Below are 24,001 nucleotides of genomic sequence, written 5' to 3'. Positions count from 1 at the left end.
TTTCATGACATACGAGGGGACCATGTCCGAACCGGCCGCAATGCCAGAACGCAGGCAATCCCAGTTCGAATTCGTCGCCATGCTGGCCGTCGTGCTGGCGGTGATCGCCTTTTCGATCGATTCGATGCTGCCCGCCCTGCCGGAGATCGCGCAGGAATTCAGTCCCGACAATGTGAACAAGGCGCAACTGGTGCTCACGGCATTCGTCGGCGGCATGGGCGTGGGGGTCTTTCTGGCCGGGCCGCTCTCGGATGCCTATGGGCGCAAGCCGATCATCACGCTGGGTTTTGGCATCTATGCGCTGGCGGCCATCGTCGCGATCTTTGCCAATTCGCTGGAAGTGCTTCTTGCCGCGCGATTCGTGCAGGGGCTGGGCGCGGCTGCGCCGCGGATCGTCTCGCAGGCCTTGGTGCGCGATCTTTACCAGGGCCGCGAGATGGCGCGGATCACCAGCTTCATCATGATGATCTTCATCCTCGTGCCGGCGGTGGCCCCCTCGCTCGGGGCGGTGGTGATCCACTTCGTCGGCTGGCACGGCATTTTCGGAGCGTTCGTCCTGCTGGCCCTGATCGGCTCGCTCTGGATCAACCTGCGCCAGCCCGAGACCCTTCCGGTCTCGCGGCGGCGTCCGCTGAACATCACCAACCTCGCCGCCTCGGCGCGCGAGGTGCTGGGCAACCGGCAGGTGCAGCTGGTCACGATCGTGATGACGCTGGGCTTTGGCCAGATGTTCGCGCTGCTGAGTTCCGCCCAGCAGCTTTTCTCAGAGACCTATCACAAGGGCGCGCAATTCCCCGTCTGGTTCGCCGCGATGGCGCTGCTTTCGGGCATGGGGACGGTGCTGAACGCGCGTTATGTCCTGCGGCTGGGGATGCGACGGATCGTGTCCTATGCCTATGCGATGCAGGTCGTGGTCTCTTCGGTCATGGCGGTGCTGGTGATCGGGGACCTCTTGCCCGAGTCCCTGCGCTTCCCGGCCTTTTTCATTTGGGCGGTCAGCGTGTTCTTCATGGCAGGCGTCACCTTCGGCAATCTGAATGCCATGGCCTTGCAGCGCATGGGCCATGTCGCGGGCATGGCGGCTTCGGTCATCGCCGCCGTCTCGACCATCGGGGCGGTCCTGATCGCCGCCCCGATCGGCCTGCTTTACGACGGCACCGCCCGACCGATCATCCTGGCGACATTGATCTGCTCGGGTCTGGCGCTGTGGATGATGCGAAAGATCGAGGATGTCTGAGACAGGGGGCGCTTCGGCGCCCCTTTTTCTCGCGGGCGGCAACATTCGCCAAGCCAGCAGGCACAGGCAAATCATGCCGGGCTGCGGGACGAACGGCCGGTCGCGCCGAGATATTTCAAAATCGCTTGGGGGAAGAAGTGGCAGCCCGTAGGGGAGTCGAACCCCTCTTTTCAGGTTGAAAACCTGACGTCCTAACCGATAGACGAACGGGCCACTTTCTGTTTCCGCTGGGCTCAACCCTGCGGCGTGGGGCGGTATCTAGGCCAGGTTCTTGGAACCCGCAAGGGCCGTTTTAACGGTTTCTGTGGGTAAGTCGGAATTTTTGAGGGGGACGCGCGATTTTCCGGTTTTTTGCCTTTTCCCAGAAAAGCGAGCGCCAGAAACGACAGCAAATCTGCCGTCGAAGGTCAGGAATGGAAAAGAAAAAACGCCGTGGATCATGGTGATCCCGGCGCGAAGTCCTGTCATGGACAGGTGAAGTGGCAGCCCGTAGGGGAGTCGAACCCCTCTTTTCAGGTTGAAAACCTGACGTCCTAACCGATAGACGAACGGGCCACTTTCTGTTCTCCGCCGGGCTATGCCCTGCGGCGTGGGGCGGTATTTAGGTCAGGTTCCGGAAGGCCGCAAGCGGAAAAAACACTTTCCATGAAAGTTTTTTCTGCCCGCCTCCCGAAGCCTCAACGCACCTCTCCGGCATCGTCCAAACGCAGGCGAACGCGCTCGCGCCCGCCCCATTGCGACAGTTCGAGCTTGCCCGCCAGATGGAAGCGTCGGCCCTTGGCTTCCAGAAGCGCGGGCCCCAGCGGGCCGGTCATCGCGCCCCAGGCCACGGCCTCGATCGGCTGGCTGCCCGCGCTGCGAAAGCGCAGCCGCAGATGGCTGTCGCCCATGGTCGAGACGCTTTCGACCAATTGGTCGGCAAAGGCGAAGCGCGGGGCAGGGGCGGCCTGTCCGAAGGGACCGGCCTTTTCCAGCATCTGCATCAACTCGATGGTCGCGCCTGCGGGATCGAGAAGTCCCGAAATACGCAACTCGCCCGCGCCGGGACGATCCTCCATCTCGCGCGAGAGCAACTCGGCAAGACGCGCCATCGCGGCAGGGATCTTGGCCTCCTCGACGGTCAGGCCCGCCGCCATGGCATGGCCGCCACCTTTGAGCAGCAGCCCCTCGGCGGCGAGGCGCTGGATGGCGCGACCCAGATCGACGCCGGGCACCGAGCGGGCCGATCCCTTGCCGATACCGTTCTCGACCCCGATCACGACCGAGGGCAGGTTCATCGCCTCCTTGACGCGGGCGGCGACGATGCCGACGACGCCCGGATGCCAGCCCTCTCCTGCCGCCCAAGCGATCACGCTGTCGCTGCCGCGGGCCTCGACCTGCGCCAAGGCGGCTTCGCGCACGGCGGCCTCGATGCTGCGGCGGTCGCGGTTCAATTCGTCAAGCTGGGCGGCCAGCCGTTCGGCCTGCGAGGGGTCGGTGCAGGACAGGCACAGGGCTCCCAGATCGGCCTTGCCGACGCGCCCGCCCGCGTTGATGCGCGGCCCGAGCAGGAAGCCCAGATGGAAGGCATTGGGGGCACTGTCGAGCCGCGCCACGTCGGACAGGGCGACAAGGCCGGGGCGCTCGCGCCGGGCCATGACGACCAGCCCCTGCCGCACGAAGGCGCGGTTCACGCCCAGCAGCGGCGCGACATCCGCGACGGTCGCAAGCGCCACGAGGTCGAGCAGCCCGATCAGGTCGGGCTGCGGGCGGCCCTGCTCGCGCAAAAGCCGATTGCATTGCACCAAGGTCAGGAACACCACACCCGCCGCGCAGAGATGCCCCAGCGCGCCATCCTCATCGGCGCGGTTGGGGTTCACCACGGCCAGGACCGGGGGCAGGGTCTCGCCGCCCTGATGGTGGTCCAGAACGATCACATCGCGGGGTGCGGCGGCGGCCAGAGCCTCATGGCTCAGCGTGCCGCAATCGACGCAGATGATCAGGTCGTGATTCTGCGCCAGCCCCGAGATCGCGGGAACGTTCGGGCCATAACCCTCGTCGATGCGGTCTGGGATATAGAGAGTCGCGGCCAGCCCCTGCTGGCGCAGCCAGTCGATCAACAGCGCGGCGGAGGAACCGCCATCGACATCGTAATCGGCGAAGATCGCAATCCGCTCGCGGCGCGTGACGGCGGCGACGATGCGATCTGCGGCCTTGGCCATATCGCGCATGGTCAAGGGATCGGGCATCAGGTCACGCAGCTTCGGGTCGAGGAAGCTCTGCGCCTCGGGCGCGTTGATGCCGCGCGCGGCAAGGATGCGCGTGACCGGCAAAGGCAGGCGGCTGTCTTGCGCCAAGGCCTCGGCGGCGCGGTCAAGCTGGGCATCAGGGCCGCGCCAGAAGCGGCCGGTGAGCGAAGATTCTACAGAAAGAAAGGCGGTCATGGGGTGTTGTCTCCCATGACCGCCCGCTGTTCAAGTGCGACCCGAGATTACTTGATCGGGTTGCGATAGATCATGCGGCGGACCGAGCCGGTTTTCGAGCGCATGAGGATCGTTTCGGTTTGCAGGAAGCCCGGCTCGCGCTTGACGCCCGCCACGATCGAACCGTTGGTGACGCCGGTCGCGGCGAAGATCACATCGGCGGTGACCAGCTCGTCACGCGAATAGATGCGGTCGAGATCGGTGATTCCGGCCTTGGCCGCGCGGCCTTTCTCGTCGTCATTGCGGAACAAGAGCTTGCCCCACATCTGGCCGCCCATGCATTTCAGCGCCGAGGCCGCCAGCACGCCCTCGGGGGCGCCGCCCGAACCCATATACATGTCGATGCCGGTCAGTTCGGCCTCGGCGCAATGGATGACTCCAGCCACGTCACCATCGGTGATCAGGCGGATCGCCGCGCCGGTCGAGCGCACTTCGGCGATCAGGTCCTCATGGCGCGGACGCTCGAGGATGCAGACGGTGATGTCGCTGTCCTTGACGCCGCGGGCCTTTGCCAGCGCACGGACGCGCTCGGCGGGCGACATCTCGAGGCTGACCACGTCCTTGGCATAGCCCGGACCGATCGCCAGCTTCTCCATATAGACATCGGGGGCGTGCAGCAGCGTGCCGCGCGGGGCCATGGCGATGACGGTCAGCGCGTTCGGCATGTCCTTGGCGGTCAGCGTGGTGCCTTCCAGCGGGTCGAGCGCGATATCGACCTCGGGGCCTTCGCCGCTGCCGACTTCCTCGCCGATATAGAGCATCGGCGCCTCGTCGCGCTCGCCTTCGCCGATGACGACGACGCCCTTGATGTCCAGCATGTTCAACTGCTCGCGCATGGCGTTGACGGCGGCCTGGTCGGCGGCCTTCTCGTCACCGCGGCCGATCAGCCGGGCCGAGGCATGGGCCGCGGCCTCGCTGACGCGGGCCAGGCCCAGCGACAGCATCCGATCGTTGAAATCCTTGGGCGGGGTCATGCTGAAAATCCTTCTGATTACGCTTGGCCGCTTCTACGCGGCGCATTGTAACGGCTGCAAGGCTGGGGGCGCTAACGGCTCAGCTTTCCGACAATTCCAGCGCCAGAGCGTGGATTCTGGGCACGATATCGCCAAGCGTGCGATGCACGAGGCGATGACGCGCAACGAGGCTCAGACCGGCAAAGCGCGGGCTGGCCATGCGGATCCGAAAATGCGACTCTCCACCCTCGCGATAGCCGCCATGGCCGCGATGTTGCTCGCTTTCATCGATTATCTCGAGCCGGGAGGGTTCGATCTCACATAGGCGTTCCCGCATCTCGTCGGCAATCATCCGTTATGCCCTTTCATGTCGCGTCAAATAATCTAAACTGCCCGCCTCGATCAGAACAAGGCAGGTAAATGAGCAACAGCGACCCCTTCGGCTTCGACATTTCCGCAGCCTCGGACAAGAAAAAGCGGTCCAAGGGGCGCCGTGGCATGTCCGGAGCCTTTGAGACTTCGACGCGTCGCTGCGATAAGGACGGCTGCAAGGAGCCGGGCCAGTATCGCGCGCCGAAATCGCCCCGCAACCTCGATGACTATTTCTGGTTCTGCAAGGACCATGTCCGCGAATACAACCTGAACTGGAATTATTTCCAGGGCCAGTCCGAGGCCGAGTTCCAGGAATTCCTAGACAATGCGACGGTCTGGGAGCGCCCGACCAAGCCTTTCGGCCGCTCGACGCAGGAACAGAAATGGGCCCGCCACGGCATCGACGATCCGCTGGAGATCCTCGGCGCGAACGGGACCAATCCCGAGGTCCGCACCAAGGCGACCCGCAAGCTGCCGCCCACCGAGCGTAAGGCGCTGGAAATCCTTGAAGCCAAGGACAGCTGGACCCGCGCCGAGATCCGCAAGCAATACAAGTCGCTGGTCAAGGATCTGCATCCCGACATGAATGGCGGCGACCGCTCTGACGAGGACCGCCTGCAGGAAGTGGTCTGGGCCTGGGATCAGATCAAGGACAGCCGCAGCTTCAAGGATTGAAGAGGGGGCTTTGCCCCCGCGCGTCCCGCGCTCCCCCAGGATATTTGAGCAAGAAAGAAGGCCCGAGGTGATCAAACCTCGGGCCTTGTTCTGTCAGACATGTCCTGCGGGTGAGGCTTGGCTGGACGGGGGCGCAAAGCCCCCGGTCCGGGGATTACAACTCGCGCTGCAGCGCCTCGGCAAGATCCGTGCGCTCCCAGGAGAAACCGCCATCGGCCTCGGGCGCGCGACCGAAATGGCCGTAAGCTGCCGTGCGGCGATAAATCGGGCGGCAGAGGTCCAAATGCTCGCGGATGCCTCGCGGCGTCAGATCCATCGCGCGGGCGATGGCGCGTTCGATCTCGGCCTCGGGGACCTCGCTCGTGCCGAAAGTATCGGCATAGATCGAGAGCGGCTTGGCCACGCCGATCGCGTAGCTGAGCTGGATCACGCATTTGCGCGCGAGTCCGGCGGCGACCACGTTCTTGGCGAGATAGCGCGCGGCATAGGCGGCCGAGCGGTCGACCTTGGTCGGATCCTTGCCGGAGAAGGCCCCGCCGCCGTGCGGCGCAGCCCCACCATAGGTGTCGACGATGATCTTGCGTCCGGTCAGGCCAGCGTCGCCATCGGGGCCCCCGATCACGAAAGTGCCGGTCGGGTTGACCCACCATTCGGTGTTTTCGGTCAGCCATTCGGCGGGCAGGACCTCGCGGATATAGGGCTCGACGATGGCGCGGATGTCGTCCGAGGTCTGGGCTTCGTCCTTGTGCTGATGCGACAGGACGAGGCTGGTGACTTCGACCGGCTTGCCATTTTCATAGCGCAGGCTGATCTGGGATTTGGCGTCGGGGCCCAGCATCGGCTCGGCACCGGATTTGCGGGCCTCGGCGAGGCGGCGCAGGATCGCATGCGAATATTGGATCGGGGCGGGCATCAGCTCGGGCGTCTCGTCGACGGCAAAGCCGAACATGATGCCCTGGTCGCCCGCGCCGTCGCGATCGACGCCCTGGCTGATATGGGCGGATTGCTCGTGCAGGTAATTGTGGACGTGGCAGGTGTTCCAGTGGAACTTTTCCTGCTCATAGCCGATGTCGCGGATCGTATCGCGGGCGATCTGGCTGATCCGGCCCATATATTCGCCCAGTTTCTTCTGGTCGGTCAGGCCGATCTCGCCGCCGATCACGACGGTGCCGGTGGTGGCGAAGGTTTCGCAGGCCACACGGGCAGCCGGATCCTCGGCCAGCAGCGCATCGAGCACCGCATCCGAGATCTGGTCGCACAATTTGTCGGGATGCCCCTCGGAGACCGATTCCGAGGTGAACACATAATTCTGTCTGGCCATTGAAATGCTCCGTTAGAGAAGACGCCGCCACGCCAGGAAGCCGTTGTGACGGTCAAGCGCGATCGTTAGTTCAGCGCCTCCGGGCAGTCAACATGCGATGCGACAGCGCGCCGGCAATGCATGCCAGTGCTGCAAGCACCGCAGGCCAATCGCCCCAGCGCGACCATGGCGTCGGCGGCAGGGCCGAGGGCAGGGCGGCGTCGATCCGGCCCGTGACGCCCAGACCAAGCTGCGCGCGGATGCGCCCATGCCCGTCCAACACGGCGGAGACGCCGGTATTCGCCGCGCGCATGAGCGGCAGGCCCGATTCGATCGCCCTGAGTTGCGCCTGCGCGAGATGTTGCCACGGTCCCGAGAGCTGACCGAACCAGCCGTCATTCGTGACCTGCAAGAGCCATTCGGGCCGGTTCGGTCCGGAAATGAGATGCCGCGAGAACACGGCCTCGTAGCAGATCAGGGGCTGCACCGGGGGCAATGCGGAAAAGCGCAGGATCCTGGGTGCGGGACCGGGAGAGTAGCCAAACCCATGCTGGGCGGCAAAGGCGCGGATGCCAAAGGCGGAGAGCTGATCTCCCCAAGGCGTGTATTCACCGAAGGGAACGAGGTGAAACTTGTCGTAGATCTCGCCGATGCCATTTCTGGAGAATTCGGTCAGGCTGTTGAAATAGCGCGATCCTTCGCCGCGCTGAATGCCCAGGATGACCGGCGCTCCGACATGGTTGGCGATGTCTTGAGGCGCGCTGCCCGATTGCTCGAGCAGGAAACTGACCGCGGTTTCGGGCCAGATCACCGCATCCGGACCGGGGCGGCCAGGATCGCGGGCGGCCGAGAGCTCGAGCAGGCGCCGGAAGAAGATCTCCGACCAATAGGGGTCCCATTTCAGCGCCTGTGTCGCATTGGGCTGGATCAGGCGAAGCTGGATGGGCCTGTCAGGCGGCACCGGCTGTGCCAGGCGCGCAAGCCCCGCGCTCCAGACCGTGGCGATCACCAGCGCCGAGAGGATCGCGCCGGGAAGAGCGGTGCGCGGCCCCCGATCCTGGCGCAGGAAAATCACCGGAAGAACCGCGGTAAGCATGGTCAGGGCGGAAAGTCCGATCGCGCCGAAAGAGGCGGCGAGCTGGTCTGCGGGGGTTCCGATCCAGATATGTCCGGTCAGGCTCCAGGGGAGGCCGGTAAAGATCCAGCCGCGCAGCCAGTCGGAAAGAACCATGAAAGCGGCGAAGGCGGCCCCGCGCGCCGCGAGACCCGATTCAAGACGGGCCGATAGCCAGCCGGGCAGGGCCCAGAACAGCGCGCCACCGCTCGCCGTAAGGACCAGCGCGAATGGCGCCATCCAGCCGTAACGCTCGGGTTCGACGAGGAAAGGCTCGACGATCCAGGACATGGCGATGGCGAACTGGCCGAAACCCGCGGCCAGGGCATGCCAGAATGCCTGGCGCGGATCTCGTGCCCGGGCGATGCGCCAGCACAGCAGAGCAAGCGCGGCTAGGGCAAGGAACCACAGATTCCACGGGGCCTGCCCCAAGGCGGCAAGCGCGCCGAGTGCGAGGTCAAATGCCAAGGACCGAAGCCGCGTCAGACGGCTTCGGTCCCTGGAGGTCGTCGGTGCCGTGACAGGCATGACCGGTGATCAGGCCTCGGCGGCGGAATCATCCGCGACCACGGCCGGAGTCTCGGTCGCGCTGTCGGTTGCCGGGGCGCTGTCCTGGGCCGTCTTGGTCTTGCGGCTGCGCGAGGCGGCGGGCTTTGCCGCGGTCTTGCGCGCCGTGGTCTTGCGCTTGGGTTTTTCGGCCACGGCTTCGGGGACCGCGACGGGCTCCGCGCTGTCCGAAGGCGCGGCCTCGGCAGGGGCTTCAGCAGTTACGGCTTCGGCCTTGGGCTTAGTGGTCCGGGGCTTGCGGCTGCGCGTCGGTTTTTTCGCGGGCGCTGCCTCTGCGGCGGATGCGACGACCGTCTCGGCGGCAATCTCTGCCGCGGGGGCTTGAGCGGGTGCTTCGGCCTCGGCAATCGCGGCTTGCGCCGGCTCGGCTTCGGTCACCGGCGCGACCGGCGCTTTCGCGGCTGTCTTGCGCGAACGGCTGCGCTTGGGCTTGGGCGTCGGCTCGGCAGAGCCGGGCTCGACCGAGCTGGGTTCGGCGGAGATCGGCGCGGCGACAGAGGCGGGCGCAGCGATAGACGAGACGGCAGGCGCGGCGTCATGCGCGCCATGCTCCGGCCGGGCAGGAGCCTTGGCCGGTGCGGGCTGGGATGCCGAAGCGGTGTCCTCGTGAAGCTCGCGGAACGAAGGGCGGAAACTGCGGGTCAGGAATTCGGGGACGTGATCGCCCATGCCCATGACGGGATGGCGGTCGCCACGGCGATCCTCGCGCCTTTCGCCGCTGCGATGATCATGGCCACGGTGATCATTGCCACGCTGATCGTGGCCGCGTTCCCGCCTTTCGTCACGACGTTCTTCACGGCGCTCCTCCCGACGATCTTCCCGGCGATCATCTCGGGGGCTGGTTTCGACCGGCTTGGCGTCGGGCTGCTGGCTGCGCTGCTCGCTGTCATCGCGGCGGCCATGGCGGCTGCGGTCGCGGCTGCGTTCGCGCCGGCCATTCTCGCGCGGCGGGCGTGGGGCGTCCTTGGCAGCGGCCGACAAGGCGAATCCCTCGGGCGTTTCGGCACGCGGCAGGCTTTGCTTGACCAGCGTTTCAATGGCAGTGAGGTATTTTTCGTCCATGGGTGTCGCAAGCGAAATGGCCGTGCCAAGACGTCCCGCCCGACCGGTGCGGCCGATGCGGTGAACGTAATCCTCGGCGTGAGAGGGCAGGTCGAAGTTGAAGACATGGCTGACCGCGGGGATATCGAGCCCGCGGGCGGCCACGTCCGAGGCCACGAGGAAGCGCAGCTTGCCCTCGCGGAAATCGTCCAGCGTCGCCATGCGGTGGCGCTGATCCAGATCCCCGTGGATGGGCGCCGCGTCGAAACCATGCGCTTTCAGGGATTTGGCGACGATATCCACATCGGTCTTGCGGTTGCAGAAGATGATCGCGTTTTTCAGATCCTCGCCCTCGGCCCGGATCACCGCGCGCAGCAGCTCACGCTTCTGCTTGGCGGTCTGGTCCTTGCGGGTCGGGGTGATCTCGACCAGCCTTTGGGTGATCGTCTCGCTGGTGGTGGCCTGACGCGCGACCTCGATGCGCTCGGGTGCGTGCAGGAAGGTGTCGGTGATGCGCTCGATCTCGGGGGCCATGGTGGCCGAGAAGAACAGCGTCTGACGGGTAAAGGGCGTCAGTTGGAAGATGCGCTCGATATCCGGGATGAACCCCATGTCGAGCATCCGGTCAGCCTCATCGACGACCATGATCTGAACGCCGGTCAGCAGAAGCTTGCCGCGCTCGAAATGGTCGAGCAGGCGACCGGGGGTCGCGATCAGCACATCGACGCCGCGGTCGATCAGCTTGTCCTGCTCATTGAAGCTGACGCCGCCGATCAAGAGCGCCTTGGTCAGTTTGGTATGCTTGGCATAGATGTCGAAATTCTCGGCGACCTGTGCGGCCAGTTCGCGCGTCGGGCACAGCACGAGGCTGCGCGGCATCCGCGCACGCGCCCGGCCACGCCCCAGAAGCGTGATCATCGGCAAAGTGAAGCTGGCGGTCTTGCCGGTTCCGGTCTGAGCGATGCCCAGCACGTCACGCCCCTCGAGCGCGGGGGGAATCGCGCCCGCCTGAATCGGCGTTGGGGTTTCGTACCCCGCCTCGGCGATGGCTTTCAGAACCTTGGGGTCCAGTTTCAGGTCGGTAAATTTGGTCATCAGGGACTTTCGTTTATTCGCGCAGAATCACTGCTGCGCTGGTCTTGCGTCGATCGCCGTGACCGGGCCTGCCATTCGGTTCAAAGGGCCGGAAACGGCGGTTCGGGACGCAATCGCCGCACGCCCCTCGCCTTGCCTGCCGGATGCAGACGGAGAGGGGCCTAACCGAAAACATGCACCGCGTCAATCTGATCGCGAAATTTAGCGTTTCCGCCAGAAGCCGGCCCCGCAGCCCAAGACCCCAGCCGATGCCCCAAGCCAGGACCGCCGCCCGGGCACGGGCGCTGCGCATTTGCCGGTGACCTGCCGCGCGGAATGGGTGGCAATTTCATCACGCTGCGGGCCGCCAGAATTTCCGTGACTGTCCGGGGCTGGCAGAACATTCTGACACATATGGCCCGCAGGGTGCGTGACGGCGAGGGTGATCTATCGTGAATGAATTTGGCGGGCTTGGCCCGATGGAGGCTTTTGCAATCGTCGGCGTCGCGGGCATCGGCGCGCAATGGCTGGCATGGCGTTTTCGGATGCCCGGCATCGTCCTGATGCTGATCGCGGGGCTGCTGCTCGGCCCGGTGACGGGCATATTCGTCCCGGGACGCGAACTCGGCCCATTGCTTGAGCCGCTGATCTCATTGGCGGTGGCGATCATTCTGTTCGAGGGCGGCCTCACGCTGAATTTTCGCGAATTGCGCGATGCGCGGGCGGCGGTCAAGCGGCTGGTCTATATCGGTGCGCCGCTGGGCTGGGCCCTCTCGGCCTTGGCGCTGAACCTGGTCGCCGGGCTGGAATGGCCGGCGGCGATCGTCTTTGGCGGGATCATGATCGTGACCGGCCCGACCGTCATCGCGCCTTTGCTGCGGCAGGCGCGGCTGCGCTCGCGCCCGGCCCAAGCCCTGCAATGGGAGGCCATCGTCAACGACCCGCTGGGCGCGCTTGCGGGGGTTCTGGCCCTGCTCGTCGTGATGGTCCGTTTCCAGAATATGGGCACGATCGAGGCGGTCTGGCACCTGCTGTTCGGCCTTGCCTTTGCGCTGGTTCTGGGCGTGGCGGTCGGGGCGGGAATCGTGGCCGCGTTTCGCCGCAATCTGGTGCCGGAATACATGAAGGTACCGCTGCTTTTCGTCACGGTGCTTGGGGTTTTCACCTCGGCCAATGCCGTGCTGCATGAAAGCGGGCTGCTCACGGTGACGGTGATGGGGCTCTTGATCGCGAATGCCAAGCTGCCGAGCTATGCCGAGATCCACCGTTTCAAGGAAACCGCGACCATCCTTCTGGTGTCCGGGGTCTTTATCCTGCTCGGAGCCGATTTCCGCTTCGAGACATTGTCGATGCTGGACTGGCGGGCAGTTGCCTTCGTTCTCTCGGTCGTGCTGATCGTGCGGCCGCTGACGGTCTTTGTGTCGCTTCTGGGCACCGATCTGCCTTGGCAGGAAAAATTCCTGATCGCCTTTACCGGACCGCGCGGCGTGGTGCTGGTCGCGGTCTCGGGGATCTTTGCGGAGCGGCTCGTCAGCGAGGGGATCTCGGACGGGGCGCTGCTGGTGCCTCTGGCTTTCGTGCTGGTGGTGGCGACGGTGGTGCTGCATGGTTTCACCCTCGCGCCCATGGCGCAGGCGCTCGGCCTGACCTCGGGCGAGAAGCCGGGGCTTCTGATCGTGGGTGGCTCGGAATTCGCGACGGGGCTCGCCAAGGCGATGGAAAAGGCGGGGGTGCGCGTGCTGATCGCCGATCCGAACCGCGTCCATCTGCGATCGGCCCGGGCCGAGGGGATTCCCTGCTACGATGGCGACATCCTGTCCGAAGGGGCGGAACTCAATGTCGAGTTCATCGACTATAACACGCTGCTCGCCGCTTCGGATAATGATGCCTATAACACGCTGGTCGCGACCGATCTGGCCCCGGATTTCGGCAGGAACGCGATCTGGCAGGTCACCCGCCACAAAGAAGAGGTCGCGCGCTACGCGCTGCCCAGCCAGCTTGGGGGCAGGGGGATCGGCGGCAGCCGGACGCTGACGCAGTATCTCGATCTGCTGGAACGGGGCTGGCGTTTCAGCACCACGCGCCTGAGCAGCGAATACACGCTGGAGGATTGGCGCGACGGCCGCGCGGACGCCATTCCTCTGGCGGTGGTCGATCGCGGCAGGATGAGTTTCGTCGCCGATCCGGCGAAGTTCGAGGCCCGGCCCGACAGCCGGATCATCTCGCTCGTGCCGCCCGATGCGCAGGCCCAGCCCGAGCCTGCCGAGAGCGAAGAGGAGGATAGCCGACCGAGCCGTCTAGAGGACGCGGACCATGCCGTGATGCTTCGGCCCGGAGTGTTTCCGCCGCGCCGGCTGCATTGATGCCTGCGGCCATTCACCTCGATCGCCACAGTTGACCTTTCCCAAGCGCAGGCGTTATCCCGCCACCGACCTTAGGATGGAAGCCATGAACCTCTTTTCGGATATCCGCGCGCTGGTGATCGATGCGCTGGCCCAGATGGAACAGGCGGGTGAACTGCCTGCAGGACTGGAAACCTCGGCCGTGACCGTCGAGCCGCCGCGCGACGCCGCGCATGGCGACATGGCGACCAATGCCGCGATGGTGCTGGCCAAGCCCGCCGGAAAGAAGCCGCGCGAGATCGCCGAGGCGCTGGCCGCCCGCCTTGCCGCCGATCCGCGCATCACGGCCGCTGATGTGGCGGGGCCGGGCTTTCTGAACCTGCGTCTGGCACCCGGCCAATGGCAGGGCGTCGTCCGTGCCGCGCTGGCGGGCGGGGCGGAATTCGGCCGCTCGGTCATGGGCGAGGGCACCAAGATCAATGTCGAATTCGTCAGCGCCAACCCGACCGGGCCGATGCATGTCGGCCATACCCGGGGCGCGGTCTTTGGCGATGCGCTGGCAGCACTTCTGGATTTCGCGGGCTATGACGTCACGCGCGAATATTACATCAATGACGGCGGTGCGCAGGTCGATGTGCTGGCCCGCTCGGCCTATGAGCGCTACCGCGAGGCGAACGGGCTTGAGCCCGAGATCCGCGAGGGTCTTTATCCCGGCGATTACCTGATCCCGGTCGGCGAGGCGCTTAAGGCGAAATACGGCGCGAGCCTGCTCGACAAGCCGGAATCCGACTGGCTGGAAGAGGTCCGCGACTTCGCGACCGCGGCGATGATGGAGATGATCCGTGAGGATCTGGCGCTGCTCAACGTCCATATGGATGTGTTTTCCAGCGAAAAGGCGCTCTACGGCACCGGCCGGATCGAGGCCGCCATCGACCGCCTGCGCGCCGCCGGTCTGATCTATGAAGGTGTGCTCGAGCCGCCCAAGGGCAAGACCCCCGAGGATTGGGAGCCGCGCGAACAGACCCTGTTCCGTTCGAGCGCGCATGGCGACGACGTGGATCGGCCGGTCAAGAAATCCGACGGAGCCTGGACCTATTTCGCGCCCGACATCGCCTATCACTGGGACAAGATCGACCGCGGCTTCGACCAGTTGATCGACGTCTTCGGCGCGGATCACGGCGGTTATGTCAAGCGCATGACCGCTGCCGTCTCTGCCCTGTCGAATGGCCGCGTGCCGCTGGACGTCAAGCTGATCCAGCTGGTCAAGCTGTTCAAGAACGGCGAGCCCTTCAAAATGTCGAAGCGCGCCGGGACCTTCGTCACGCTGCGCGACGTGGTCGAGCAGGCGGGGGCCGATGTCACCCGCTTCCACATGCTGACCCGCAAGAACGACGCGGCGCTGGATTTCGACTTTGACAAGGTGCTGGAACAGTCCAAGGACAATCCGGTCTGGTACGTCCAATATGCCAGTGCCCGGATCAATTCGGTCCTCAAGAAGGCGGCCGAAACCGGCGTTGCGGTCGATGACGCGACGCTTGGCGATGCCGATCTCACGCTTCTCGCCCATCCGGCCGAACTTGCCATGGCGCAAAAAGTTGCCGAATGGCCACGCATCGTCGAGATCGCCGCCCGCGCCCATGAACCGCACAGGATTGCGTTCTATCTCTATGATATCGCGTCTGAACTGCATTCGCTGTGGAATCGTGGCAATGACGAGTTGTCGCTGCGCTTCGTGCAGGATGGCGATCCTGCCGCAACGTCGGCGAAAATCGCGCTGGCGCGGTCCGTTGGCGTTGTCATTTCGGCGGGGCTTGCTATCTTGGGCGTGACCCCGGCCAAAGAGATGCGCTGAAAACAGCGCCCTGCCGGTGTCGAGCAGTGCAACGGCAGACACCGGTCGAACCGGCAGGCAGGCAGGAATGGCAATCGTAGACTTCCGCTCTGGCGGGTTTCAGGACGCGCAGTCGACTCGACATGCGCAGGATTATTCCTATGGGCGTGCAGGCTCCGAGTCCCATGATGACTGGAGCACGGATGACTGGGACGAGCAGCGTTATGATCAGGCCGACGGCTATGCCAATGCCGGGCCGGTTCCCTTGCTGGTCAGGCTTTCGCGCCTGACACATTATTTCGGCGCGCTGGTTTCGGTCGGGCTGGTGGTCATCTTGATGGTCTGGGGCTTCAAGCTGGTGGTGCGGGATGTCTCGGGGGTTCCGGTCATCCGCGCCGTTCAGGGCGATGCCCGGACTGCCCCCGCCGATCCGGGCGGCGAGCTGACTGACCGGATGGGCCTGGCCGTGAATTCGGTCGCTGCCGGCAATTCCGCCAGAGTGGCCGATGAGATCGCCATTGCGCCGAAGCCGGTCCAGCTGGATGACGCTCAGGATGTGCCGATGGGGGATCTGGGCGCGGTCGCGCAGGCCCCGGCCCATCCGATCGACCTGCCGCTGATCGACGAAACCGCGCCTGTCCTGCCGCTTTCGGACAATGAGGCCGCAGCGCTGGCAGCGGCCGCCATGGAAACCAGCGTCGAGCCGGACAGCGTCGTTGAGGCGATCGCGGATGCGCCGGCCGCCGAGGCTCCGGTGAACGAGGCTCTGACCGATCTGCAGGGCCGCGAGGCGCAGAACGACGCGATCAATCTTGCCTTGGCCGAGGCCCAATTGGCGGCCGCAGCGCCGACCCTTCAGGCCGCACGTCCGGCGCCCCGACCGCAGCGCCGCGTGGCTGCGGCGCAGAATGTCGCCAGCGACGCCGCCCCCGCAACGCCGGCCGGCCGCCCCGCCGCCGCGCCTGCGGAACCCGCACCGGCCAAGGTCGCATCGGGCTCTGCCATGGTCCAGATCGGGGCCTTTGACAGCGACGCCATCGCCAAGAGCGAATGGGCCCGCGTCTCGGGCAAGTTCGGCGGTCTTTTCGACGGCAAGTCTCGCGTCGTGCAAGAGGCCGAGAGCGGCGGGCGGACCTTCTGGCGGCTGCGGGCCGCAGGCTTTGGATCCCGCGACGAGGCGCGCAAATTCTGCGCTGCGCTGATTGCCGGCGGCATCGACTGCATTCCCGCGACGGCGAAATAATCCATGATCAATGCGACGATTCTGGGCGGCATTGCCGGTCCCGATCTTTCGGCCGATGAGAAGGCCTTTTTCCGTGCCGCCGATCCTTGGGGCTTCATCTTGTTCGGGCGCAATATCGACACGCCCGAGCGTCTGCACCGGCTGACCTCGGATCTGCGCGAGGCGATTGGCCGGGACGCTCCGGTGCTGATCGACCAAGAGGGGGGGCGGGTCCAGCGGATGCGCGCCCCGCATTGGACGGACTGGCCCGCGCCGCTGGATCAGGCGGCGAATGGCGAGCGGGCGATCTGGCTGCATCACCACCTGATGGGCTGCGAACTGCGCGAGATGGGGGTGGACGCGGATTGCGCGCCGGTCCTTGATATCGCGCGCGCGGATACCCATCCCTTCCTGCGCAATCGTTGCCTTGGCACGGATGCGGAAAGCGTGATCCGACTGGGCCGGATCGCCGCAGACGCCCTGCTGGCGGCTGGCGTGCTGCCGGTCATCAAGCATCTGCCGGGTCATGGCCGGGCGCGGGTGGACAGCCACAAGGATCTGCCCGTGGTCGAGGCCACGATCGAGGAACTCGACCGGACCGATTTCGCGCCCTTCCGCGCGCTTTCGGACCTGCCGATGGCGATGACCGCGCATATCCGCTTTACCGCCATTGATGACGCCCCGGCCACCGCCTCGGCCCCGGTCATCGCCATTATCCGGCAACGGATCGGCTTTGACGGGTTGCTGATGTCGGACGATATCGGCATGGAGGCGCTGTCGGGGACACCTGCCGAGCGGGCCGCCGCCACCATCGCGGCGGGATGCGATCTGGTGCTCTCCTGCAACGAGACGCTGGCGCAGATGGAAGGCATCGTCGCAGCCGCAGGCCCGGCCTCGGCCGAGACCCTGCGCCGCGGCGCGCGGGCGCTCGCGCTGCGCCGCCCCGCCGAGCCGGTCGAAACCGCCGAATTGCGGGCCGAGCTGCGCGCCTTGGGCGGGCTTGCCGCATAAGATTGACTTGCCGGCCCCCATGCAGGATTCTTGGCCGGTCCAACCGGCCCGAGTGACGATGACCAAGGTTCCCTATCTGACACCCGTCGCCGCCGACGAGACGCAAGCCTCGTTCGGCACCGCCGACGTTTCCCCAGAGGTTTCTCCGGAACTCTCCCCGGAGGTGACCGGGGATGTCGCCCAGCGGCAGGCCGACGAGATGCTCCGCGTGGACGTCTCAGGGTTCGAGGGGCCGCTCGACCTTTTGCTCACGCTGTCGCGGATGCAGAAGGTGGATCTGATGCAGGTCTCGGTCCTGGATCTGGCCGACCAGTATCTGGCCTTTGTCGAGCAAGCGCGGGCCCTCAGGATCGAGTTGGCCGCAGATTACCTTGTCATGGCGGCATGGCTCGCCTTCCTGAAATCCCGCCTGCTGCTGCCGCCCGATCCCGAAACCGAGGGCCCCTCGGCCGAGGACATGGCCGCGCATCTGGCGTTTCAACTCGAACGGCTTCAGGCCATGCGCGATGCCGCGGCGCGGCTCATGGCGCGCGACCGGCTGGGGCATCAGCGCTTTGCGCGCGGCGCGCCGGAAGCCATCACGCGCAACCGCAAGGTGGCATGGCGGTCGAGCCTGATCGACCTGATGCGGGCCTATGCAAGGCTGCGCACCCGCGAGGAATTTCGGCCCTATGCCTTTGACCGCAAGGATGTCTTCACCATGGAGCAGGCGTTGGAGCGTGTCCGAGGCATGATCGGCTATGCCGGAGACTGGACCATGCTCGCGACCTTCCTGCCCGAGGGCTGGGACGGCGATCCCTCGCGGCTGCGCTCGGCCACGGCGGCGACCTTTGCCGCAACGCTGGAACTGGCGCGTCAGGGCCGGATCGAATTGCGCCAGACCGAGACCTTCGCCCCCATCACCATCCGCAGGCGCAAAGAATGACGACCCCCGATACCCTCGCCCCGCTTTCGCTTTCCGCCACCGAGCGCATGATCGAGGCCGTGCTTTTCGCCAGCGCCGAGCCGCTGGGCCTGCGCGAGATCGCCGCGCGCCTGCCCGAGGGCTGCAATGTGACCGAGGCGCTGGAAAGCCTGCGCGCCCGCTACGAGGGACGGGGCGTACAACTTTCGCGTATGGGTGAGGGCTGGGCCTTCCGCACCTCGCCGGATCTGGCCTTCCTGATGAAGGAATCCACCGTCGAGAATCGCGGGTTGTCGCGCGCCGCGACCGAGACCCTGGCGATCATCGCCTATCACCAGCCCGTCACCCGCACCGAGATCGAGGAAATCCGTGGCGTCGCCGTCAGCCGCGGCACATTGGATCACCTGATCGAATTGGATTGGGTGCGGGTCGGCCGCCGGCGGCAGACACCGGGCCGCCCGGTGACTTTCGTCGTGACCGAGACCTTCCTCGATCATTTCGGGCTGGAATCGGCCCGCGATCTGCCGGGGCTGGCCGAGTTGCGCGCGGCGGGGCTGCTTGATTCGCGTCCTCCGGCCGAGGCCGCGCCCTTGCCGCTTATGGATGAGGATGAGCCAGAGGAAGAAAGCGCCAGCACCGTCCCCGAAGCACTCTTCGAGGATGAATAGGGAGTAAGAGCATGAGCCTGAACCAGTTCTTCAACATGCTGAGCCGCATGGTGACCAACCGGCTGATGAATTGGGGGATCAACAAGGGCATCCGCCAGATGAACTCGACCGGCGGCAAGCAGACGGCGCAGCAGCGCCAGCGCGAGAAATCGGCGCGGCAGATGGTGAAGCGCGCCCGTCAGGCGGCGCGCATCACCCGTCGCTTGGGGCGTTAATCCGTCCGGAACTGCTTGGCCAGTTTCAGGCCTTGTCCCTGATAATTCGAGGCGATGCCCGTGCCGTAAAGCCGCTCGGGCCGCGCCGCCATGCGTTCATAGACGAGGCGGCCGACGACCTGCCCATGTTCGAGCGCAAAGGGGGCCTCGTGGCAGCGCACTTCCAGCACGCCGCGCGCGCCATGGCCCGCCGAACCATGGCCGAAGCCGGGGTCGAAGAAGCCCGCGTAATGCACCCGGAACTCGCCGACCATGGCGAGATAGGGGGCCATCTCGGCGGCGTAATCGGGCGGGATTGCCACCGCTTCGCGGCTGACAAGGATATAGAAGGCGCCGGGATCGAGAATCAGCTGCCCCTCGCGGGTGCGCAATTCATCCCAGAAATCCGAGGCGTGATAGGCCCCGATCCGGTCGAGATCGATGACCCCGCTATGCGGTCGGGCGCGGTAGCCGACCAGATCGCCGGTCTCGGGCCGCAGATCGACCGAGAAGCCCAGGCCCTCGTCGATCAGCGCCTCGTCTGTGACCAGTGGCTCGCGGGCATGCAGGGCACGCAGGTCGTCATCGGACAGCACGGCCTGTCCCTCGCGCAGCCGCAGTTGGTTGAGCCGCATCCCGGGCCGCACCAGGACCGAGAAGCTGCGGGGGCAAATCTCGGCATAGATCGGGCCGTCATAGCCCTCGGGCAGGCGGTCAAATTCCGTGCCCTCATCGGTCACAAGGCGGGTCAGCAGGTCCAGCCGCCCGGTCGAGCTTTTCGCATTGGCGACGGCATCGAGGCCCATCGGCAGGGACAGACGTTCCATCAGCGGCACGAGATAGACGCAGCCCTTCTCCAGCACCGCGCCTTCGGTCAGGTCCATGCGATGCATCTCGAAATCGGCGAGGCGCTCGCTGACCTTGCGGCCGCGCCCGGCAAGGAAGGAGGCGCGCAGACGCCATGCCGTGGTGCCAAGGCGCAGATCGAGGCTGGCGGGTTGGACCTGTTCGGGGAGGATCGGACGCTCGGCCGAAATGGCCCCCGTCTCGATCAGCTGGCGCAGGGCAAGGTCGGGCAGAACACCGTTCAAGGAAAAATTCCTCTAGAAAAGGGGAAACGCCCATCTCTGGAAAGAGATGGGCGTTTTCGGAATGGTCGGGCCGGAGAGATTCGAACTCTCGGCCTTCCGCCCCCCAGACGGACGCGCTAACCAGGCTGCGCCACGGCCCGACGAGGGGCATATAGAGGGAAGCGCGAGTCGAGCGCAAGGGGGCAGGGCAGAAAAAATGCCATTTAAGTCAATCGGGGGATGACGCCGGTCACCAAGGCGAAAATCGCGTGGTTTCAAACCGCTGCAAGGGCACGGCCAAGCCGCAGATGCAAGGCCGCAAGGCCCTCGGCGGGGGCCGCGCCGGTGTCTTCCATCTGACGCAGCGCCGCAGCGAGCGATGCCAGCCGGGCGAACCAAGGATCGGGTGCGGCACCTGCCTCGGGCGGTGTGAAAACCGGGCCCGATTCGGCTCGGGGCAGAGGCTCTGTGCTGCTTTCGACGGCAGCGGCCGGCAATGTCGGGGTCTCGTCGCGAGGGTTCAGATGTTCACCCATCGCATCGCCCAGCCGTGTCTCGCCGATGCGGCGCAGGGACAGGCCGCGATCCGCTGAAATCATGCGCTTGGCGCCGCGTATGCTCAGCCCTTCCTCGCGCATGACCTGACACAGGCCGGCGACGAGGCGGACGTCATCGGGGCGGTAATAGCGCCGACCATCCCCGCGCTTGACGGGGGAAAGCTGAGTGAACTGGGTCTCCCAATAGCGCAGGACATGGGGCGCGACGCCGACCAGACGGGCCACCTCACCAATGGACCTGAACGCATCGGGGGACTTGTCCATCAGCTACCGGGTTTGTTGCCTGCGGCGACCCGGTCCTTCATCAGATGTGACGGACGAAAGGACAGCACGCGCCGCGGCGTGATCGGAACTTCTTCGCCGGTCTTGGGATTGCGACCGACGCGCTCGTTCTTGCTGCGCACCGAGAAGGTGCCAAAGGACGAAATCTTGACCTGCTCGCCGCGCACCAGCGCATCCGAGATATGGCTCAGAACGCTTTCGACCAGCTGGGCGGATTCGTGGCGGGATAGGCCCACCTCACGGAACACGGCCTCGGCCAGGTCCATGCGGGTCAGGGTGGAGTCGCTCATCGGGGTAACCTCGCTCATGTTCCGAAGGATGATTTTTTTGTTAACTGCTGTCAACCAGCACGGCGGCTTGCGGGTTCCAGAGAATTGATTTCCCGCCGGATATTCGCGCGGTATCATTGACGGGACAGGGGCAGCGCAAGGAGAAAGGGTGATGGCCGGAGGCTGGACGCGCGACGATGCGGTGAATGACCAGATCGATGTCTCGACCCGAGAGGCGATCGAGCGGATGCGGGCACGCAATGCCCGCCGCTCGGATGCGGAAAGCGCAGAATTTTGCGATGAATGCGGCGAAGACATTCCCGCGCGGCGACGTGTTGCGATCCCCGGCGTGCGACTTTGCGTCACCTGCCAGTCGCAGCACGACAAGCGGTTCCGGCCAAGCGCCGGGATCAACCGTCGTGGATCGAAGGATTCGCAGCTGCGCTGATTACCAGCGCAGCACCACCGAACCCCAGGCCAGGCCGCCGCCGATGGCCTCGGCAACGAGGACCTGACCGGGCTGGAACTTGCCTTGCCCATTCGCCACCGACAGCGCCAGCGGGATCGAGGCCGCCGACGTATTGCCGTGATCGGCAACGGTCAGCACGACTTTTTCCATCGGAAGTTGCATGCGCTTGGCCGTGGCCTCGATAATGCGCAGATTGGCCTGATGCGGGACCAGCCAATCGACATCTTCGGGCGTCAGCCCGGCCTTGTCGATCGCGTGATGCGCGGTATTGGCGAGTTTCTCGACCGCGTGGCGGAAGACGAGATTGCCTTGCATCCGAAGATGGCCCGCCGTGCCGGTCGAGGCGACGCCGCCATCGACATATAGCAATTCGCGATATTTGCCGTCGCTGTTCAGATCGGTGGCAAGAATGCCGCGATCATCGCTCGTGCCCTCGCCCTCGACCGCTTCCAGTACCAGCGCGCCCGCCCCGTCACCGAACAGCACGCAGGTGCCGCGATCGGTCCAGTCCATGATGCGGCTGAAGGTTTCGGCCCCGATCACCAGAACGCGCTCGGCCTGACCGGAGCGGATCATCGCATCGGCATTGGCCAGGGCAAAGACGAAACCGGCACAGACGGCCTGCACGTCAAAGGCAAAGCCCCGCGTCATGCCGATCCCGGCCTGGATCATCGTCGCAACCGAGGGAAAGGTGAAATCCGGCGTCGAGGTCGCCACGATCACCGCGTCGATCTGATCGGCGGTGAATCCGGCATTGTCGAGCGCGGCTTGGGCGGCGGCGATGCCCAGATCGCTGGTGCGTTGCTCTTCGGCCGCGAAATGGCGGCGTTCGATGCCCGTGCGGGTGCGGATCCATTCATCAGAGGTCTCGACCCGGCCTTCGAACCAGCTGTTCTCGACCACGCGCTCGGGCAGGTAATGACCCGTGCCCCGGACTACCGCACGCCGCATCAGGACGTCCCCTTGTGTATTGCGCCGGCCGTGCCGGCAGATTCCGGCGCAAGCGACTGCGCCACGCGCGCCGCGAGGCGGTCGTGGAAGCCCGATTGCGCAAGTTGGAAGGCAAGCTTGATCGCGGCGGATACGCCGGTCTCGTCGGCCGAGCCGTGGGATTTCACCACGATGCCGTTCAGGCCCAGAAAGACCCCGCCATTGACGCGGCGCGGGTCGATCCGCTTCTGCAGGCGCTTGAGCGAGGTCATCGCCAAAAGCGCCGCGAATTTCGACATGATGGAATTGCCGAAGGCTTCCTTGAGGAAATCGCCGACCAGCTTGGCGGTGCCTTCGCCGGTCTTCAGCGCGATATTGCCGGTGAAGCCGTCGGTCACGATGACATCGACGCGCGCCGAGGGCAGATCGCCGCCTTCGACGAAACCGACATAGTCGAATTGTCCGGCATCGGCCTTCTCGCCGATCAGCTCATGCGCCTGCTTGAGTTCGGCGCGGCCCTTGTGCTCTTCGGTGCCCACGTTCAAGAGCCCCACCCGCGGACGGGCAAGGCCAAGCCCGTTGCGGGCATAGGATGCGCCCATGAGCGCATAGGTCAACAGGTCTTGCGCATCGGCGCGGATATCGGCGCCGACGTCGAGCATGACGTTGAAACCCTGCGGATTGCGCGAGGGCCAGAGGCAGGCGATGGCGGGACGGTTGACGCCGGGCAGCTTGCGCAGACGCAGCATCGACAACGCCATGAGCGCGCCGGTATTGCCGCAAGAGACGGCAACGGTCGCTTCGCCCTTGCGGACCGATTCCACGGCAGACCACATCGAGGTGCCTTCGCCCTTGCGAAGCACCTGGCTGGGCTTGTCCTCCATCGTGACGATTCCGGCCGCGTCGCGAATGTCGCAACGCGGAGCCAGCCCGCTTTTCAGCGAGATCAGCCGATCGAGTTCAGCCTTGGGGCCGTGGACGATGAAACGGATGTCGGGATTTTTCTCGGCGCTTTGCGCAATCCCCGCGACGACAGCGGATGGGCCGCGGTCGCCGCCCATCGCGTCAACGGAAATCACCACGCCGCCCTTGAAGTCCGGGCCGTGCGCGATGACCGAATTATCCGCCGAAGTCATGTCCTCGGTCGGTCCGTTCAGGCCGCGTCGTCGTCCAGATCGACTTCGTTGGCCTGCGCCACGACCTCGCGGTCGGCGTAATGGCCGCAGGACGGGCAGACGTGATGCGGGCGCTTCAGCTCGCCGCAGTTCGAGCATTCGTTCGGGTTGCCGGCAACCAGTGCATCATGCGAGCGACGCATGTTGCGGCGGGACCGGGTAACTCGGTTCTGAGGGACGGCCATGTCACAACCTCAAGTGGTTCGGGGGGCGGCCTCACGGCGGCCCCGGATTCTGATATCGGGTCTGGGCGGGGCATAGGCCAATGACGCGTCTTCCGCA

At 65.5% G+C, this 24,001-nt stretch carries 21 protein-coding genes, 3 tRNA genes, 1 pseudogene and 1 riboswitch; of the genes and pseudogenes, 10 read left to right on the top strand and 15 right to left on the bottom strand.

Annotated features, from left to right (window positions below; all coding sequences use genetic code 11):
* Positions 1 to 22: 22 nt before the first annotated feature.
* Positions 23 to 1,237: a multidrug effflux MFS transporter gene (locus tag ESZ60_RS11645; RefSeq protein ID WP_134680753.1), complete on the top strand. Its 1,215-nt coding sequence runs from the start codon at positions 23 to 25 to the stop codon at positions 1,235 to 1,237.
* Positions 1,238 to 1,375: 138 nt separating this feature from the next.
* Here ESZ60_RS11645 and ESZ60_RS11640 read toward each other — a convergent pair.
* The 5 genes from ESZ60_RS11640 to ESZ60_RS11620 all read right to left on the bottom strand — a co-directional run bounded on the left by ESZ60_RS11640 (position 1,376) and on the right by ESZ60_RS11620 (position 5,004).
* Positions 1,376 to 1,450 (bottom strand) — tRNA-Glu (locus ESZ60_RS11640).
* Positions 1,451 to 1,717: 267 nt separating this feature from the next.
* Positions 1,718 to 1,792: transfer RNA gene (locus tag ESZ60_RS11635), tRNA-Glu, on the bottom strand.
* Positions 1,793 to 1,914: 122 nt separating this feature from the next.
* Positions 1,915 to 3,660, bottom strand: coding sequence for a single-stranded-DNA-specific exonuclease RecJ (gene recJ, locus ESZ60_RS11630; protein ID WP_134680752.1), 1,746 nt, complete (start codon positions 3,658 to 3,660; stop codon positions 1,915 to 1,917).
* Positions 3,661 to 3,707: 47 nt separating this feature from the next.
* Positions 3,708 to 4,673 carry a class II fructose-bisphosphatase gene (gene glpX / locus ESZ60_RS11625; RefSeq protein WP_134680751.1) on the bottom strand — a complete coding sequence of 322 codons (966 nt, stop codon included), beginning with the start codon at positions 4,671 to 4,673 and terminating at the stop codon, positions 3,708 to 3,710.
* Between the two features lie 79 nt (positions 4,674 to 4,752).
* Complete coding sequence (locus tag ESZ60_RS11620; RefSeq protein ID WP_134680750.1) at positions 4,753 to 5,004, bottom strand: BolA family protein; 252 nt, start codon at positions 5,002 to 5,004, stop codon at positions 4,753 to 4,755.
* Positions 5,005 to 5,072: 68 nt separating this feature from the next.
* Between ESZ60_RS11620 and ESZ60_RS11615 the strand changes: the two genes are divergently transcribed.
* Positions 5,073 to 5,699, top strand: a complete 627-nt coding sequence (locus ESZ60_RS11615) for a J domain-containing protein (RefSeq protein ID WP_134680749.1) — start codon at positions 5,073 to 5,075, stop codon at positions 5,697 to 5,699.
* Positions 5,700 to 5,853: 154 nt separating this feature from the next.
* On the opposite strand, the gene metK is transcribed toward ESZ60_RS11615, so the two are convergent.
* From metK to ESZ60_RS11600, 3 genes and pseudogenes are all read right to left on the bottom strand, one after another.
* Positions 5,854 to 7,020, bottom strand: coding sequence for a methionine adenosyltransferase (gene metK, locus ESZ60_RS11610; protein ID WP_134680748.1), 1,167 nt, complete (start codon positions 7,018 to 7,020; stop codon positions 5,854 to 5,856).
* Between the two features lie 5 nt (positions 7,021 to 7,025).
* Positions 7,026 to 7,075, bottom strand: a riboswitch (SAM-SAH riboswitch).
* Positions 7,076 to 7,090: 15 nt separating this feature from the next.
* A complete protein-coding gene (lnt, locus tag ESZ60_RS11605) occupies positions 7,091 to 8,581 on the bottom strand; it encodes an apolipoprotein N-acyltransferase (RefSeq protein WP_245155672.1) in 1,491 nt (496 codons plus the stop codon).
* A 699-nt stretch (positions 8,582 to 9,280) separates the two neighbouring features.
* Positions 9,281 to 10,816: pseudogene (locus ESZ60_RS11600) on the bottom strand (DEAD/DEAH box helicase); the annotation flags it as partial.
* A gap of 431 nt (positions 10,817 to 11,247) precedes the next feature.
* On the opposite strand from ESZ60_RS11600, the gene ESZ60_RS11595 reads away from it, so the two are divergent.
* From ESZ60_RS11595 to ESZ60_RS11565, 7 genes are all read left to right on the top strand, one after another.
* Positions 11,248 to 13,158: a cation:proton antiporter gene (locus ESZ60_RS11595; protein WP_245155671.1), complete on the top strand. Its 1,911-nt coding sequence runs from the start codon at positions 11,248 to 11,250 to the stop codon at positions 13,156 to 13,158.
* 85 nt (positions 13,159 to 13,243) lie between these two features.
* On the top strand, positions 13,244 to 14,989 hold the full coding sequence (gene argS, locus ESZ60_RS11590; protein WP_134680745.1) for an arginine--tRNA ligase: 1,746 nt from the start codon (positions 13,244 to 13,246) through the stop codon (positions 14,987 to 14,989).
* A 67-nt stretch (positions 14,990 to 15,056) separates the two neighbouring features.
* Complete coding sequence (locus ESZ60_RS11585) at positions 15,057 to 16,211, top strand: SPOR domain-containing protein (protein WP_134680744.1); 1,155 nt, start codon at positions 15,057 to 15,059, stop codon at positions 16,209 to 16,211.
* A 3-nt stretch (positions 16,212 to 16,214) separates the two neighbouring features.
* A complete protein-coding gene (locus tag ESZ60_RS11580; protein ID WP_134680743.1) occupies positions 16,215 to 17,201 on the top strand; it encodes a glycoside hydrolase family 3 N-terminal domain-containing protein in 987 nt (328 codons plus the stop codon).
* 199 nt (positions 17,202 to 17,400) lie between these two features.
* Complete coding sequence (locus ESZ60_RS11575; protein ID WP_245155675.1) at positions 17,401 to 18,126, top strand: segregation and condensation protein A; 726 nt, start codon at positions 17,401 to 17,403, stop codon at positions 18,124 to 18,126.
* A complete protein-coding gene (gene scpB / locus ESZ60_RS11570) occupies positions 18,123 to 18,773 on the top strand; it encodes an SMC-Scp complex subunit ScpB (RefSeq protein ID WP_245155670.1) in 651 nt (216 codons plus the stop codon). Before ESZ60_RS11575 ends, scpB begins: the two co-directional genes overlap by 4 nt.
* An 11-nt stretch (positions 18,774 to 18,784) precedes the next feature.
* Positions 18,785 to 18,988 (top strand): hypothetical protein, encoded by a 204-nt coding sequence (locus ESZ60_RS11565; protein WP_134680741.1) that lies wholly within the window; start codon positions 18,785 to 18,787, stop codon positions 18,986 to 18,988.
* Here the strand turns inward: ESZ60_RS11565 and ESZ60_RS11560 are convergent.
* From ESZ60_RS11560 to ihfA, 4 genes are all read right to left on the bottom strand, one after another.
* The gene (locus ESZ60_RS11560) at positions 18,985 to 20,058 is read right to left on the bottom strand and encodes a 2'-deoxycytidine 5'-triphosphate deaminase (RefSeq protein ID WP_134680740.1); all 1,074 of its coding nucleotides are present in this window, start codon (positions 20,056 to 20,058) and stop codon (positions 18,985 to 18,987) included. The two genes, ESZ60_RS11565 and ESZ60_RS11560, sit on opposite strands and share 4 nt — an antisense overlap.
* 62 nt (positions 20,059 to 20,120) lie before the next feature.
* Positions 20,121 to 20,198: transfer RNA gene (locus ESZ60_RS11555), tRNA-Pro, on the bottom strand.
* Positions 20,199 to 20,312: 114 nt separating this feature from the next.
* Positions 20,313 to 20,858 (bottom strand): MerR family transcriptional regulator, encoded by a 546-nt coding sequence (locus ESZ60_RS11550; RefSeq protein ID WP_134680739.1) that lies wholly within the window; start codon positions 20,856 to 20,858, stop codon positions 20,313 to 20,315.
* Positions 20,858 to 21,166: an integration host factor subunit alpha gene (gene ihfA / locus ESZ60_RS11545; RefSeq protein ID WP_134680738.1), complete on the bottom strand. Its 309-nt coding sequence runs from the start codon at positions 21,164 to 21,166 to the stop codon at positions 20,858 to 20,860. Before ihfA ends, ESZ60_RS11550 begins: the two co-directional genes overlap by 1 nt.
* 151 nt (positions 21,167 to 21,317) lie before the next feature.
* Between ihfA and ESZ60_RS11540 the strand changes: the two genes are divergently transcribed.
* On the top strand, positions 21,318 to 21,593 hold the full coding sequence (locus tag ESZ60_RS11540; RefSeq protein ID WP_134680737.1) for a DksA/TraR family C4-type zinc finger protein: 276 nt from the start codon (positions 21,318 to 21,320) through the stop codon (positions 21,591 to 21,593).
* Here ESZ60_RS11540 and ESZ60_RS11535 read toward each other — a convergent pair whose 3' ends face one another.
* The 3 genes from ESZ60_RS11535 to rpmF are packed head-to-tail and all read right to left on the bottom strand — an operon-like array spanning position 21,594 to position 23,904.
* Positions 21,594 to 22,565 (bottom strand): beta-ketoacyl-ACP synthase III, encoded by a 972-nt coding sequence (locus tag ESZ60_RS11535; protein ID WP_134680736.1) that lies wholly within the window; start codon positions 22,563 to 22,565, stop codon positions 21,594 to 21,596. It lies immediately after the preceding gene.
* Complete coding sequence (plsX, locus tag ESZ60_RS11530) at positions 22,565 to 23,680, bottom strand: phosphate acyltransferase PlsX (RefSeq protein WP_134680735.1); 1,116 nt, start codon at positions 23,678 to 23,680, stop codon at positions 22,565 to 22,567. The genes ESZ60_RS11535 and plsX overlap by 1 nt, the downstream gene beginning before the upstream one ends.
* 17 nt (positions 23,681 to 23,697) lie before the next feature.
* Positions 23,698 to 23,904 (bottom strand): 50S ribosomal protein L32, encoded by a 207-nt coding sequence (rpmF, locus tag ESZ60_RS11525; protein ID WP_134680734.1) that lies wholly within the window; start codon positions 23,902 to 23,904, stop codon positions 23,698 to 23,700.
* Positions 23,905 to 24,001 lie beyond the last annotated feature (97 nt).

This window comes from Paracoccus ravus (genome assembly GCF_004522175.1).
Lineage (GTDB): Bacteria > Pseudomonadota > Alphaproteobacteria > Rhodobacterales > Rhodobacteraceae > Paracoccus > Paracoccus ravus.
Note: the sequence above shows the minus strand (reverse complement) of the source record. Positions and strands in the feature narration are given on the sequence as shown.